This window comes from Micromonospora yangpuensis (assembly GCF_900091615.1).
GTDB lineage: Bacteria > Actinomycetota > Actinomycetes > Mycobacteriales > Micromonosporaceae > Micromonospora > Micromonospora yangpuensis.
The window spans coordinates 5838521-5852299 of record NZ_FMIA01000002.1 but is presented as its reverse complement, the minus strand read 5'-3'; the positions used below and the strand labels follow the sequence as shown (position 1 = coordinate 5852299).

Genomic DNA, 13779 nt, shown 5'->3' with positions numbered 1-13779 from the left:
GGTCGACCCGGGTCAGCCGCGCCCCGGGCCGCCGGGTCAGCCCCGGGCGTCCAGGCGGTGCACCAGGGCCCCCACGTCCGCGCCGTACTCGCACCACTCCCGGTCGGGCTGGTAGCCCAGCTCGGCGTTGACCTTCAACATCGCCTCGTTGGCCTGGGCGTTCCAGGTCTGCACCTCGGTCAGTTGCGGCTCGGCCGAGCGGAGTTCGAGCAGCATCCGCGCCTTGATCGCCCGGTCGATGCCGTGGCCCCGGTGCTCCAGCGCCACGATCGTGTCGTACTGGTCGGCCCGGGTGGGATGCTGCGCCGGCACCACCACCTCGGTCAGCCCCGCCACCTCACCGGTCCGCTCGTGCAGGGCCAGCACGATGTACGGCTGCATCCCGCGCCGGTGCAGGCAGTCCAGGCTGTCCCGGAGCCGCTGCGGATCGTACGAGCTGGGCCGCAGCTCACCATCCTCGACGTCGCGTGCCTCGGCCTTGGCCTTGGCGTACGCCTCGATCAGCTCGTCCGGCGGCCCGCCCGGGTGGAACTGGAGCTGGTAACCCGTCCCGACGCCGGTGGCCATGTCGGCCAGCGCCGGCCAGTCCACCCCGGAGAGTTCGAGCACGCTGCGGGTCTCGACGTAGTCCCGGCTGAAGCCGAGCGAGGTGTAGAAACCGATCGCCGGGGTGTCGCCGGCCACCTCGACCCCGATCGACTGGAAACCCTCCTGATAGACCCGGTGGGCGGCCAGCCGGACCAACCGGCGGCCCAGCCCGGTGCGGCGTACCGACGGATGGACCAGCAGCTCCAGCACCCCGATGTCGCCGAGGAGCAGCACGTGGACGTGCCCCAGGACCGCACCGGGCGGTCCCTCGTCGCTCGACTCGGGTTGGACCATCCAGGAGATCCGCCGCTCGCCCGGCATCACCTCGGCGAGATACTCCCGCATGGACGCCCCCGACCAGGCCGGGTCCTGCGGCAGGTCGGTCGCCAGGACCGCGTTCAGGGTGTCCAGCAGCGACGCGATCTCGGCGGAGGACGCGGACCTGGGATCCCACTCGCGCACCATCACGCCTACAGCTTGCCGGCATCGGGTGGCTGACGGAAGCCTCCGGTCCGCCAAAGTACACCGGAACGCACGTCAGGTGCGGCTGGCCTGTCCGTACCGGTTCGCCGTGTCGAAGACGTCCTGAGCGTACCGGCGGACGTCGTTGTAGGACAGGATCGCTTCCCACCAGTCACCGGGGATCGTCAGGTTCCGGCCACCCTTGCAGAGGTAGCGGCCGGCGGCGAGCGCCGCGTCGTGCAGGTTGTGCGGATCCTTGACCCCGTCGTTGTCGGCGTCCGCCCCGATCTCCTCCCAGGTCGTCGGGATGAACTGCATCGGACCGACGGCCCGGTCGTAGGTGGTGTCCCCGTCGAGTTGGCCCTGGTCGGTGTCGGCGATCCGCATCCGGCCACCGTTGCCGTCCAGCGGCAGGCCGATGATCACCGGGTCCTCGGCCCGGCCGTTGGACTTCAGGGTCGCCCCGTTGGCCTGCCCGTGTCGGGACTCGACGAACCCGATCGCCGCCAGCGTGGTCCAGCTCAGCCCGCAGCCGCGTTCGGTCTCGGCGAGGACCAGCTCGGCGTAGCCGTACGCCTGCATGGCCACCGGTGAGATGCCCACCTTCGCGCCGGTGGTCTGGGCCCAGGCGGTGAGCGCGTCGGCGGGACGTCCGGTGGCCACCGGACCGGCAGCCGGTCCCGACGGCAGCACCCCGTCGGGGCCCGGGGTCACCCCGGGCAGGCCCGGACCGGCGCCGGGCAGGCCGGGACCGGCGGTGGCGCCGGGCAGGCCGGGCAGAGGCGTACCGCCGGGTGCGGTCGGTACCGCGGTGGCACCGGGCAGTCCCGGCCATTCGCCGGTCGGGTCGACGGAGACGTCGGCGGCCACCGGCCGGGCGTCCCGGGTCGCGGCCGGCACCAGCAGCGCGCCGGCCGCAGCCGTCGCACCGACCAGCGCGAGCAGGAACACCCCGGGCAGGGTGAGCCGACCGCTGGGCCGCTGCGACCACTCCCGGGTGGCGCGGGCCGCGGTGACCGCCGCCTGACGTGGCGGCACCCGCATCGCGTGGGCGAACTGCATCCGCCGCCGTCGGCCGCCCTTCGGCGTTGCGCCGGCGGCACCGGCCGGTGGGTCCCCGGGCTTCACCACCGGCGGTACGGCCCCGACCGCCCCGGCCACCGGCGCATCCCCACCGGCCGCAGCGTCCCCGGCTTTCGTACCCCCAGCGTCGCCGGTCTTGGCGTCGCCGGTCTCAGCGTCGCTCGTCTTGGCGTCACCGGCCTTGGTGTTGCGTGCCGCCGCGTGGTCGCTGGCCTTGGCGTCGCCGGCCGTGGTGGTGGGCGACGTGCTTCCGGTCGGCGCGATGTCGGTCCCGGTGGCCACCGGCGCGCTGTCGACCTTCGGGCTGTCGACCTTCGGGCTGTCGACCTTCGTGGTGTCGGCCTTCGTGGTGAGCGGGGCGGGTGCGGTGGTCGAGGTCGGCTCGGGTTTCACCGTCGGGCCGGGGTCGGAGCCTGGGGCGGTGGAGCGACGCTCGTGCCACAGCTTGTCGAGCCACGGGCGTCGGGGGCGGGGCACCCGCGTCGACGCCGGCTCCGGGGCCTGGGCCCCGGGCTCGGCCGAGGGTACGGCCGCACGCAGGGGCCGGGTCGTCGAATCTTCCTCACCGTCCGCCACCCGTCGAGTATCACCCATGTCGCAGCGATAGTCAGGTGCGGTCGTACCCTGGGTGTCATGCCCCGGTACGAGTTCCGCTGCCGCGCGTGCGGCGACACCTTCGAGGTCAACCGCCCGATGGCGCAGGCAGCCGCACCGGCGGCCTGCCCAGCCGGGCACGACGACACGGTCAAGCTGCTCTCTGCGGTCGCGGTGACCGGTCGGGGCGGAGTCGGCCCGACCGGTTCCGCGCCCGCCGCGGGCGGGGGTGGATGCTGCGGCGGCGGGTGCGGTTGCTGATCTCCACTGTCCCCAGTGGTCAGTTGTCGGCCTGCTGACCTTGCCCGGAAGCAGGCCGAGTGGCACCTTTGGGTCTGAACCGGTAACCGTCGAGCCGACGGATACCGGTGACCCCGGAGAGCACGACACCGACGTGAGGTGCGGAGGTTCCACGCATGTCGCCACCGATCGACCTCCCGAGCGGGCTGGTGACCTTCGTGTTCACCGACATCGAGGGGTCGACCCGGTTGGCCCAGATGCTCGGGCCGGGTTACCGCCCGGTGCTGCGTGAGCACCGCCGACTGCTGCGTGACACGCTCGCCGCCACCGACGGGGCGGAGCTGCTCACCGAGGGCGACTCGTTCTTCATCGCGTTCCCGGACGCGACCGCCGCGCTGACCGCGTGCCTGACCGCGCAGCTCGCGTTGGCCGGGCACGAGTGGCCCACTCCGGACTCCGCCCCGAAGGTGCGGATGGGGCTGCACACCGGGTACGCCGAGCCCGGCGACGGCGAGTACGCCAGCCCGGAGGTGCACCGGGCCGCCCGGGTCGCCGCCGCCGCCCACGGTGGACAGGTGCTCTGCTCGGCGGCGACCGCCCGGCACGCCGACCCGTTGCCGGCCGGGGCGTCCCTGATCGACCTCGGCCTGCACCGGCTGCGCGGCTTCGACGACCCGGAGCGGCTGTTCCAGCTGGTGGCCCCCGGTCTGGAGCGGCAGTTCCCCCGTCCGCGTACCGCCGACACGGTGACGCACAACCTGCCCACCCAGGTCACCTCGTTCGTCGGCCGGGAGACCGAACGGGCCGACCTGTTCCGGCTCATGCAGCGGCACCGCCTGGTCACCGTGCTGGGGGCGGGGGGCGCCGGCAAGACCCGGCTCGCGGTGGAGCTGGCCTCCGGGATGGTCGAGGCGTACCCGGACGGGGTCTGGTTCGTCGACATCGCCACGGTGACCGACCCGGGCCTGGTGGCCTTCGCGGTCGCCGCCGTGCTCGGCCTGCGTCCCGAGCCGGGCCGGCCGATGGTGGACACCCTTGTCGAGTACGCTGCAGCCCGCCGCATGCTGGTCGTGTTGGACACCTGCGACGCCCAGCCCGCCGCCTCGGCCGAGGTGATCTCCCGGCTGCTGGCCGGCAGCGGCGGGGTACGGGTGCTGGCCACCAGCCGGGAATCCTTCGGCCTGCCCGGCGAGGTGGTGTGGCGGATCCCGCCGCTGTCGGTGGATCCGAGGCCCGACGGCGCGCAGAGCGACGCGGTGGCGTTGCTGCTGGACCGGACGATGGCCGCCCGGGGGGGTCGGCAGCCGGACCCGGCGGAAACGGCCGACCTGCGGCGGGTGGTGCAGCGGCTGGACGGTCTGCCGCTGGCCATAGAGCTGGCCGCGGCCCGGCTGCGGGTGCTCTCCGCCGGTCAGCTCGCCGAGCGTCTCGACGACGTGCTCAGCACGTTGGACGCCGGCCGTGAGGACCCGGATCCGGGCCCTCACGGGCGGGACTGGACCGGCAACCAGCAGGACACCGTCGACCTGGTGGCCGCCGCAGCCGGCGGTGTCCCGGCCACCGCCGCCAGTCGGGCGGTCCGCCGGTCCGCCGCCGAACGGCACGTCACCATGCAGGCCACGGTCACCTGGTCGTACCGGACCCTGGGGCCACGGGCCGCCCGGTTGCTGCGCTGGCTGTCGGTCTTCGCCGGGCCGGTCGACCTGCCCACCATGCAGTGGCTGCTGAACGACGATCCGCTCGACCCGCTCTCCGTGCTGGTCGACAAGTCGATGATCCTGGCCGAGCCCCGGGCCGCCGGCAGCACGTACCGGATGCTCGATCCGATCCGGGCGTACGCGGCCCGCCGGCTGGCCCAGGCCGGTGAGGAGCGGACCGCCCGGGAACGGCACGTCGCCTGGTCGACGCATGCCCTGGAACGGGCCCACCTCGGCCCGGACGGGCTACCGGTCACCCTGTCGCTGTGCTCCCTGGACCCGTTGGCCGGTGAGCTGCGGGCCGCGCTGCGCTGGTGTGCCACCGGCGGCAGCGCCTGGGCCGGGTTGCGGCTGGCCGGCGGGCTGGACCAGTGGTGGCGGGAACGGGGCCTGGCCCGGGAGGGTCGACTGTGGCTGTTCCGGCTCTACGGGCGGATCGCCGAGACGGGGGAGGAGATTCCGGAGGCCGAGCTGGCGGCGGCGTACCACATGCACTCGCTGCATGCCGGTGCGGACGGTGAGGTCGCCGAGGAGCTGCGCTTCTCGCAGCGCGCCGAGGCGGCGGCCCGGCAGGCCGGCGACGCGGGCCTGCTGGCCCGGGTACTGGCCGGTCGGGCCGCGCCGCTGATCGACATGGGGCAGTTCGACGAGGCGGAACGGGTCTGCCGGGAGGTCATCGACTGGGCACACGAGCAGGCGGTGGTCGCCGACGCGCTCTTCGCCGTCTTCAGCCTGGCCGAGCTGCTCTGGCGGCGTGGTGCCCTGGACGAGGCGGCCGAGCTGTTGGGGGCGGCCCGCCCGATCGAGGCGGGTCGGCCGGTGGAGCGGGGCCGCCGGTCGGTCGACATGCTGCTCGGCATGGTGGCGCTGGCCCGGGGCGACCTGGTGGCCGCGCACGAGCACCTGCTGGTGGCGCTGCGCTCCCGGATCAGTCACGGCTTCCACGGCCGGGCCTGCGACACCCTGGACGCGATCGCCGTACGCTGCGCGGCCGGTGGTGAACCGCACCTCGCGGCCCGGTTCTTCGGTGCGGCGCACGCGACCCGGGCGAGTCTGCGTTCCACCCCCGGCATCCACGACGAGTACTGGACGGCCCGGCAGGCGGAGGTCCGGGCGCTGCTCGGTGAGACGGTCTTCGACGCCACCTACACCGAGGGCAGCGAGCTGAGCCTGGAGGAGGCGGCGGAGCTGGCGCTGCGGGTGGAGCATCCCGACCTGGCCGCCGACTCGCTGCGCTTCGACACCGAGACCGCGCCGCCGGTCCTGCCCTGAGCCTGCCCGTCGTACCGCTGGTTGGGGTCGGCGGGCCGGCGCCGGCGGGTGTGGCGCGGACGGGCCCGGGTTCGACGGCCCGGGGCCGGCGGGACGGCCGGCCCCGGGGTGCGCCTCAGCCGCGCGGGGCGGCCTGTCGCTCGGCGGCGGCCTTCCGTTCGGCGGCGGCCTGTCGCTCGGCGGCGGCCTTCCGTTCGGCGTCGGCCTTCATCCGCGCGGCGCGGTCGAGGTCGGACTGTTGCACCGCGGCGACCGAGCCGAAGATCCGGACCGCCTCGTAGTAGGTCCAGGCCAGGCTGAGGCAGGCCGGCCGGACCACCGAGTTGTACGTGCCGCAGGAGCGCTTCATGTCCTCGTAGAAGGCGCTGTCCAGGCGGGCCTTGTTGGCGGGGAACTGGCCGACGGCCTTGTAGTTGCGGTAGCCGAAGTCGTGCCGGTAGCAGGAGAGGTCGAACTTGAACCCGAGCGGGTTGTCCGGACTGGACGAGCAGTAGTCGGTCGTCCAGTTGAAGGAGTAGCCCGCCCAGGCGGCCTGGTTGAGGCGGGCGGAGTTCCAGTTTCCGTAGCTGGTGGCGCTGGTCTGGGTCCAGCTGGACAGCACGGTCAGCTTCTGCTGGGGCGTGACGGCGGCGGCTGCGGGCGAGGCGACGGCGACCGCACCCAGCACGGCCAGGGTGGCGGCGGCGAGGCGGGTGGCGAGGCGGCGGGACATGGGAACCTCCCGAGGGCGGCGGGGGTGTGGTGTTACCGGCGGGTCACCGGATGATGACCAGGTTGTTGCATCGCCTGCCATGGATCTTCCGCCGGGAAAGAACTTGGTGACATGCGCGGAAAGCGACGTTTCGTCGTGGCGCGTCCGGTCCCGTCGGCATCGATATCGACAGTGGTGATTGGTGGACCGGGCGGCTGGGTAGCAACGCCGGTCACCGGCCACCACGGGGGTGGCCACGGTGGGGAGGGTGGGTGTTCGCGGTGTCCGTGCTGCGCACCAAACCGATCAAGGACGTGATCGCCCAGAGTTCCGCCGAGGGCGACGACAACCGGAGGCTACGCCGCCGACTCGGGCCGTTCGACCTGATGGGGTTCGGGGTCGGGATCGTCATCGGCACCGGCATCTTCACGCTGACCGGCCTGGAGGCGCGCGACTCCGCCGGACCGGCGGTGATCGTCTCGTTCGCCGTCGCCGGGGTGGTCGCCCTGCTGGCCGCGCTCTGCTACGCCGAGCTGGCCGCCAGCGTGCCGACCGCCGGCAGCGCCTACACCTACGCGTACGCCACCATGGGCGAGGTGGTCGCCTGGATCATCGGGTGGGACCTGCTGCTGGAGTTCGCCCTCGGCGCGGCGGTGGTCGCCCGGGGCTGGTCCGGGTACCTTGCCGAACTGTTCGGCCTGCCGACCGCCTGGTTCGGTGAAGAGGGCAGCGTGGTCAACGTCGGCGCGATCGCCATCGTGCTGCTGCTCGGCGTGGTGGCCACCATCGGCATCCAGCAGTCCGCCCGGATCACCAACGTGCTGGTCGTGGTGAAGGTCGCCATCTGCATCTTCGTCGTGGTCGCCGGGCTGTTCTTCATCTCCGCCGCCAACCTCACCCCGTTCGTCCCGCCGGCCGAGGCACCGCCCGGGGGCGAGTCCGGCCTGACCCAACCACTGACCCAGGTGCTCTTCGGACTGGAGCCGTCGGTCTTCGGCATCGCCGGGGTGCTCAGCGCGGCGGCGGTGGTCTTCTTCGCGTACACCGGTTTCGAGGCGGTGGCGAACCTGGGCGAGGAGACCCGGCGGCCCGGCCGGGACCTGCCGCTCGGGGTGCTCGGCACGCTGGCCGTCTCCGCCGTGCTCTACATCGGCGTCTCCTTCGTGATCGTCGGCATGGTGCCGTACACCGAGATCGACCGGGGAGCGCCGATCGCGGCGGCCTTCAACGCGGTCGGCGCGGGCTGGGCCGCGGTGCTCGTGTCGATCGCCGCGGTCTCCGGGCTGACCAGCGTGATCCTGGTCCAACTGGTGGCGATGGGGCGGATCGGCTACGCCATCGCCCGGGACGGCCTGATCCCGACGGGGATCGGCGCGATCCACCCCCGCTGGGGCACCCCGTACCGGGTGACCATCGCGATGACGGTGCTGGTGGCGGTGCTCGCCGGCTTCCTGCCCCTGTCGGCCCTGGCCGACCTGGTGAGCATCGGCGCGCTCTTCGCCTTCGTGATCGTCTCGATCGCGGTGCCGCTGGTCCGCCGCAGCCGCCCCGACCTCAAGCGTCCGTTCCGGGTGCCGTTCTCCCCGGTGCTGCCGATCGTCTCCGCGCTGGCCTGCGTCTACCTGATGCTGAACCTCTCCGTGGAGACCTGGTTGCGCTTCCTGGCCTGGCTGCTGCTCGGCGGGCTCATTTACGTCGGGTACGGCCGACGCCGCAACCGACTCGCCCGACAGGAGCACTGACTCCGCCCGGGCCGGGGCACCCGCTCCGGCCCGCCCCGCCCCGCCCCGGCCCGGCCCGGCCGGGGCGGGCGGTGAGAAGGGAACCCCTCTCTACCGTAGGCGTTAAGAGGGGGCCCTTCCTTACCCCTCAGGTGGGGTGAAGCGCAGGAGGTTCCAGGAGAGCGCGGGCAGGCGTACGGTGCACCGGCCGCCGTCCGCCTTCGGTACGGGCAGGTCGCGGGGCACCACCCGGTCGGGCTCGGCCTCGGTGTTGACCGCCGCCGGATCGTCCCGCGCGGTCATCGCCGTGTGGGCGGTGCCGGCCAGTGCCGGTAGGCCCCGCAGGTCGACGTCGAGGCGCAGGTCGGTCTCGTCCCGGTTGACCGCGAAGACCGCCAGCTCGCCGGTCTCGTCGTGCCGTACCGCGACGGTGTCCAGCACCGGCACGTCGCCGTACCGCTTCGTGGCGTACGTCGGGCCGACCGGCTCGGTGCGCAACACCGTGCCCCGGGCGTACCGGGCGGTCAACGCGAACGGGTGGAAGATGCTCTGCCGCCAGGCCGGCCCACCGGTACGGGTCCGGATCGGGGCGATCACGTTGGCCAGTTGCGCCTGGCAGGCCACCCCGACCCGGTCGGCGTGCCGGAGCAGGGTGATCAGCAGGTCGCCGACGACCACCGCGTCGACCGCGGTGTAGTCGTCCTCGATCAACGCCGGCGCCTCCACCCAGCCGCGCCGGTCCAGGTCGGCCTGGACCCGGGACTGGTACCAGACGTTCCACTCGTCGAAGGAGATCTTGAGCTTGCGGGTCTGCCGCTGCCGGGCCGCCACGTGGTCGGCGGTGGCGACCACCTCGGTGATGAAGGCGTCCATGTCCACGGCCGAGGCCAGCAGGCTGGCCCGGTCACCGTCGGACGGATCGTAGTAGGTGTGCGCGGAGATGTAGTCCACGTGCTCGTACGTGTGCTCCAGCACGGTCGCCTCCCACGCGGCGAAGGTGGGCATTCCCCGGCCGGAGCTGCCGCAGGCCACCAGGCTGATCGACGGGTCGATCAGCTTCATCGCGCGGGCGGTCTCGGCGGCGAGCCGGCCGTACTCGTCGGCGGTCTTGTGGCCGACCTGCCAGGGACCGTCCAACTCGTTGCCGAGGCACCAGAGCCGGATCCCGTACGGCTGCTCGGCGCCGTGCCGGCGACGTCGGTCCGACAACTCGGTGCCCCCGGGATGGTTGGCGTACTCCAGCAGGTCGCAGGCCTCCTGCACCCCCCGGGTGCCGAGGTTGACCGCCATCATCGGCTCCACCTCGGCGGTCGCCGCCCAGCTCATGAACTCATCCAGGCCGAAGGCGTTGGTCTCGACGGTCTTCCAGGCCAGGTCGAGCCGGCGCGGCCGGTCGGCTACCGGACCGACGCCGTCCTCCCAGCGGTAGCCGGAGACGAAGTTGCCGCCCGGGTAGCGGACCACCGAGACACCCAACTCCCGGGTCAGCTCCAGCACGTCACCGCGCAGCCCCCGGGCGTCGGCGCGGGGGTGGCCCGGCTCGTGGATCCCGCCGTACACGCAGCGGCCCAGGTGTTCGACGAAGGAGCCGAAGAGCCGGCGGTCGGCCGGCCCCACCGCGAAGGCCGGGTCGATCGTGAGCTGCGCGTTCCGCACCGCGTACCACCTCTCTCGCCGCTGCGTGGTCATCCCGTCCGGATGTTGTACCGCGCCGAGAGAGATGTTCGTCGTTGCGTCCCAGTGGCTGGTGACGCTGGTTTGTCCTCGTTCAGCGAGGGTCGGTCGCTGCTCGGGAGGCTCGGTCGCTGTTCCGCAGCTGGGCGTTCCGCACCGCGTACCACCTCTCTCGCCGCTGCGTGGTCATCCCGTCCGGATGTTGTACCGCGCCGAGAGAGATGTTCGTCGTTGCGTCCCAGTGGCTGGTGACGCTGGTTTGTCCTCGTTCAGCGAGGGTCGGTCGCTGCTCGGGAGGCTCGGTCGCTGTTCCGCGTGCATCGGTCGTTGTTCAGGAGAAGAAGCGGGCCAGGTGGGTGGGGGAGGGTGGGTCGGCGTCCGGGGCCAGCGGGGTGAGATCGGCGAAGATGCTGGCCCCGTCGCAGCCGGCGTGCAGCGGGTACCAGCGCGGGCTGCCCGGCGGCCGTTGCAGACAGATCCCCTTGATTGTCTGTACGTCCAGCAGCCGGACGTGGGTCGGGTCGGCGACCGCGTTCACATGCCCCCACCAGGGGCTCATCACATGCAGGACGCCGCCGGGCCGCAGCACCCGGTGACACTCGTCCACCAGCGGCAGGAAGTCGATCAGGTGCTCCAGGATGTGCACCGCGAAGAGCACGTCCACCGAGTCGTCGGCCAGCGGCAACGACCCGGACAGGTCGGCGACCGCGTCCACCCCGGGCGCGGGGAAGATGTCCAACCCGAGGTTGCCCGGGTACTGCTTGGTGCCGCCGCAGCCCAGGTCCACCACGACCGGCGCCCGCCCGGCCACCCCGACCCGCCCCCAGACCCCGTACACCCCGGCGAGCCGGCCCACCAGCTCCCGCACCAGCCGCAGCTGCCCGGCGTCGACCGCCTCGCCGGTCAGGTGCGCCACCCCCCGGTCGAAGCGCACCTGGACCCCGAGGTCACGCAGCCGGGCGTCGTACGCCACCTGCTCCACCCACGCCTCGGCGAGGAACCCGTCGACCGCCCGCAGCCGCTCGGCCGAGGGCGGACTCTGCGACAGCGCGACCATGGCCACCTCCGGCCGGCCCTATACCCGGTAACCCGCCCGACATGCCCCCCTCAACCCACTTTCCCCCCATTGCAAGGAAGGGCCCCTTGTTAACGGGCTGCGGTGAGCGGGGAACCCTTCTCTACCGAAAGCGTTAACAAGGGGCCCTTCCTTACACCAGTTCGGTGACTCGGCCTGCGTCGACGTGCAGGCGGCGGGTGGTGTGCACCGCGTCGAGCATCCGGCGGTCGTGGGTGACCAGCAGCAGCGTGCCCGGGTAGCTGGCCAGCGCCGTCTCCAGCTGCTCGATCGCCGGCAGGTCCAGGTGGTTGGTCGGCTCGTCCAGCACCAGCAGGTTCACCCCACGCCCCTGCAACAACGCCAGCGCCGCCCGGGTCCGCTCGCCGGGGGAGAGGGTGGCCGCCGGACGCAGCACGTGTCCGGCCCGCAGGCCGAACTTGGCAAGCAGGGTCCGTGCGTCCGCCGGTGACAGGTCCGGTACGGCCAGCCGGAAGGCCTCCAGTAGGGGCTGGTCGCCGAGGAAGAGCAACCGGGCCTGGTCGACCTCGCCGACGACCACCCCGGGGCCGAGCGCGGTGTGTCCGGCGTCCAGCGGCAGCCGCCCCAGCAGCGCGCCGAGCAGGGTGGACTTGCCGGACCCGTTGGCCCCGGTCACCGCCACCCGGTCGGCCCAGTCGATCTGCAGGTCCACCGGCCCGAGGGTGAAGTCGCCCCGGCGTACCACCGCGCCCCGGCAGGTGGCCACGACCGCGCCGGCGCGGGGTGCGGCGGCGATCTCCATCCGCAGCTCCCACTCCTTGCGCGGCTCCTCGACCACCTCCAGCCGCTCGATCAGCCGTTCGGTCTGCTTCGCCTTCGCCGCCTGCTTCTCGGTCGCCTCGGCGCGGAACTTGCGGCCGATCTTGTCGTTGTCGGTGGCCTTGCGCCGGGCGTTCTTCACGCCCTTCTCCATCCAGGCCCGTTGGGTGCGGGCGCGGGCCTGCAACGCGGCCCGGGTGTCGGCGTACTCGTCGTACTCGGCGCGGGCGTGCCGGCGGGCCACCTCCCGCTCCTGCAGGTACGCCGCGTAACCGCCGCCGTAGTGCCGGATCTGCTGCTGGGCGAGGTCCAGCTCCAGCACCTGGGTCACCGTCCGGGTGAGGAACTCCCGGTCGTGGCTGACCAGCACGGTGCCCGCCCGCAGCCCGGTGACGAACTCCTCCAGCCGGGCCAGTCCGGCCAGGTCCAGGTCGTTCGTCGGCTCGTCGAGCAGGAAGATGTCGTACCGGCTGAGCAGCAGCGACGCGAGCCCGGCGCGGGCCGCCTGCCCGCCGGAGAGCCCGGTCATCGGATGGTCCAGGTCGACGGTGAGACCCAGGTCCGCGCTCACCTGCTCGGCCCGCTCGGCCAGGTCCGCGCCGCCGAGGGCGAGCCACCGCTCCAACGCCGCCGAGTACCCGTCGTCGGCGCCGGCCGCGCCGACGGTCAGCGCCTCCGTCGCGGCGTCCAGCGCGGCCTGCGCGGCGCTCACCCCGGTCCGGCGGGCCAGGAAGTCGCGTACCGTCTCGCCGGGCCGTCGCTCCGGCTCCTGCGGCAGGTGCCCGACGGTCGCGGTGGGCGGGCTCAACGCGACGCTGCCGACCTCCACCGGGGCCAACCCCGCCAGGGTACGCAGCAGCGTCGACTTGCCGGCGCCGTTCGCCCCGACCAGGCCGACCACGTCACCGGGGGCGACCACCAGCTCCAACTCGGCGAAGAGCGGCCGGTCACCGTGCCCGGCGGCGAGGTCCTTGACGATCATCGTGGCACTCATCAGAATCCCGAGCCTAGCGGCCGACGCCAGCGGGTTTCGGCCACCGGTCGTCGGTGTCCACCGGACACGAGGCAGACTCACCGGAGTGGTGACCACACTGGCGATCGACTGCGGGGGCGGCGGGATCAAGGCCTCGGTGCTCGACGGCGCGGGGACGATGCGGGCCCGGCCGTTGCGGGTGCCCACCCCGTACCCGCTGCCGCCGGAACTCTTCGTGCGGACCCTGACCGAGCTGGGTGCCCGGCTGCCCACGGCGGACCGGGTGACCGTCGGGATGCCCGGCATGATCCGGCACGGCGTGGTGGTGGCCACCCCGCACTACGTGACCCGCTCCGGTCCCCGCTCCCGGACCGATCCGACGCTCTTCGCCGAGTGGTCCGGGTACGACGCCCGGTCGGCGCTCGCCGAGGCGTTCGGCGTACCCGTGCTGGTGCTCAACGACGCCGAGGTGCACGGCGCCGGGGTGGTCGCGGGCACCGGCTGTGAGCTGGTCCTGACCCTCGGTACCGGGCTGGGCAGCGCGCTCTTCGACGGCGGGGTGCTCGCCCCGCACCTGGAGCTGTCCCACGCCCCGGTGCGCTGGGGCACCACCTACGACACGTACGTCGGCGAGCCGGAACGCCGCCGCCTCGGCGACGCCTTCTGGTCCCGCCGGATCCGGCAGGTGGTGGAGGGGCTGCGGCCGGTGTTCCGCTGGGACCGGCTCTACCTGGGCGGCGGCAACTCCCGGCTGATCCGCCCCGAGCAACTGGCCCGGATGGGCGACGACGTGGTGGTGGTACCGAACACCGCCGGCATCGTCGGCGGGGTCCGCGCCTGGGGCCTGGCCGCCGACCGGTACGACCCGACCTCCTGACCCGGCAAGTTCCCTTGCGGGAACACTCGCGGTCGGGGCGATGTTGTGCCAG

At 73.1% G+C, this 13779-nt stretch carries 10 protein-coding genes; 4 read left to right on the top strand and 6 right to left on the bottom strand.

Annotation, left to right across the window (positions count from 1 at the left end):
- Positions 1–36: 36 nt before the first annotated feature.
- Both GA0070617_RS26355 and GA0070617_RS31850 read right to left on the bottom strand, forming a co-directional pair.
- Positions 37–1053, bottom strand: a complete 1017-nt coding sequence (locus GA0070617_RS26355; protein WP_091447455.1) for a GNAT family N-acetyltransferase — start codon at positions 1051–1053, stop codon at positions 37–39.
- Positions 1054–1125: 72 nt separating this feature from the next.
- On the bottom strand, positions 1126–2709 hold the full coding sequence (locus GA0070617_RS31850) for a lytic transglycosylase domain-containing protein (protein WP_229688430.1): 1584 nt from the start codon (positions 2707–2709) through the stop codon (positions 1126–1128).
- A gap of 57 nt (positions 2710–2766) precedes the next feature.
- Between GA0070617_RS31850 and GA0070617_RS26345 the strand changes: the two genes are divergently transcribed.
- Positions 2767–2988 (top strand): FmdB family zinc ribbon protein, encoded by a 222-nt coding sequence (locus GA0070617_RS26345; RefSeq protein ID WP_091444357.1) that lies wholly within the window; start codon positions 2767–2769, stop codon positions 2986–2988.
- 155 nt (positions 2989–3143) lie between these two features.
- On the top strand, positions 3144–5936 hold the full coding sequence (locus tag GA0070617_RS26340; protein WP_091444352.1) for an ATP-binding protein: 2793 nt from the start codon (positions 3144–3146) through the stop codon (positions 5934–5936).
- Positions 5937–6051: 115 nt separating this feature from the next.
- Here GA0070617_RS26340 and GA0070617_RS26335 read toward each other — a convergent pair whose 3' ends face one another.
- The gene (locus GA0070617_RS26335) at positions 6052–6648 is read right to left on the bottom strand and encodes a phospholipase (RefSeq protein WP_091444347.1); all 597 of its coding nucleotides are present in this window, start codon (positions 6646–6648) and stop codon (positions 6052–6054) included.
- Between the two features lie 251 nt (positions 6649–6899).
- Between GA0070617_RS26335 and GA0070617_RS26330 the strand changes: the two genes are divergently transcribed.
- Entirely contained in the window at positions 6900–8369 is a 1470-nt protein-coding gene (locus tag GA0070617_RS26330; RefSeq protein WP_229688429.1) for an amino acid permease, read from the top strand.
- A 120-nt stretch (positions 8370–8489) separates the two neighbouring features.
- Here GA0070617_RS26330 and arfA read toward each other — a convergent pair whose 3' ends face one another.
- From arfA to GA0070617_RS26315, 3 genes are all read right to left on the bottom strand, one after another.
- Positions 8490–10004: an arabinosylfuranosidase ArfA gene (gene arfA / locus GA0070617_RS26325; protein ID WP_091444344.1), complete on the bottom strand. Its 1515-nt coding sequence runs from the start codon at positions 10002–10004 to the stop codon at positions 8490–8492.
- Between the two features lie 349 nt (positions 10005–10353).
- Complete coding sequence (locus GA0070617_RS26320; RefSeq protein ID WP_091447448.1) at positions 10354–11079, bottom strand: methyltransferase domain-containing protein; 726 nt, start codon at positions 11077–11079, stop codon at positions 10354–10356.
- Positions 11080–11230: 151 nt separating this feature from the next.
- Positions 11231–12871 (bottom strand): ABC-F family ATP-binding cassette domain-containing protein, encoded by a 1641-nt coding sequence (locus GA0070617_RS26315; protein WP_091444340.1) that lies wholly within the window; start codon positions 12869–12871, stop codon positions 11231–11233.
- A gap of 85 nt (positions 12872–12956) precedes the next feature.
- Here GA0070617_RS26315 and GA0070617_RS26310 point away from each other — a divergent pair, with 85 nt between their 5' ends.
- The gene (locus GA0070617_RS26310; RefSeq protein ID WP_091444336.1) at positions 12957–13727 is read left to right on the top strand and encodes an ROK family protein; all 771 of its coding nucleotides are present in this window, start codon (positions 12957–12959) and stop codon (positions 13725–13727) included.
- Positions 13728–13779: the final 52 nt, after the last annotated feature.

Bases quoted from the DNA above. Each gene is read 5' to 3' on its own strand.
- GA0070617_RS26355 (WP_091447455.1), bottom strand. From the start codon at position 1,053: ATGGTGCGCGAGTGGGATCCCAGGTCCGCGTCCTCCGCCGAGATCGCG.
- GA0070617_RS26345 (WP_091444357.1), top strand. From the start codon at position 2,767: ATGCCCCGGTACGAGTTCCGCTGCCGCGCGTGCGGCGACACCTTCGAG.
- GA0070617_RS26340 (WP_091444352.1), top strand. From the start codon at position 3,144: ATGTCGCCACCGATCGACCTCCCGAGCGGGCTGGTGACCTTCGTGTTC.
- GA0070617_RS26335 (WP_091444347.1), bottom strand. From the start codon at position 6,648: ATGTCCCGCCGCCTCGCCACCCGCCTCGCCGCCGCCACCCTGGCCGTG.
- GA0070617_RS26320 (WP_091447448.1), bottom strand. From the start codon at position 11,079: ATGGTCGCGCTGTCGCAGAGTCCGCCCTCGGCCGAGCGGCTGCGGGCG.
- GA0070617_RS26315 (WP_091444340.1), bottom strand. From the start codon at position 12,871: ATGAGTGCCACGATGATCGTCAAGGACCTCGCCGCCGGGCACGGTGAC.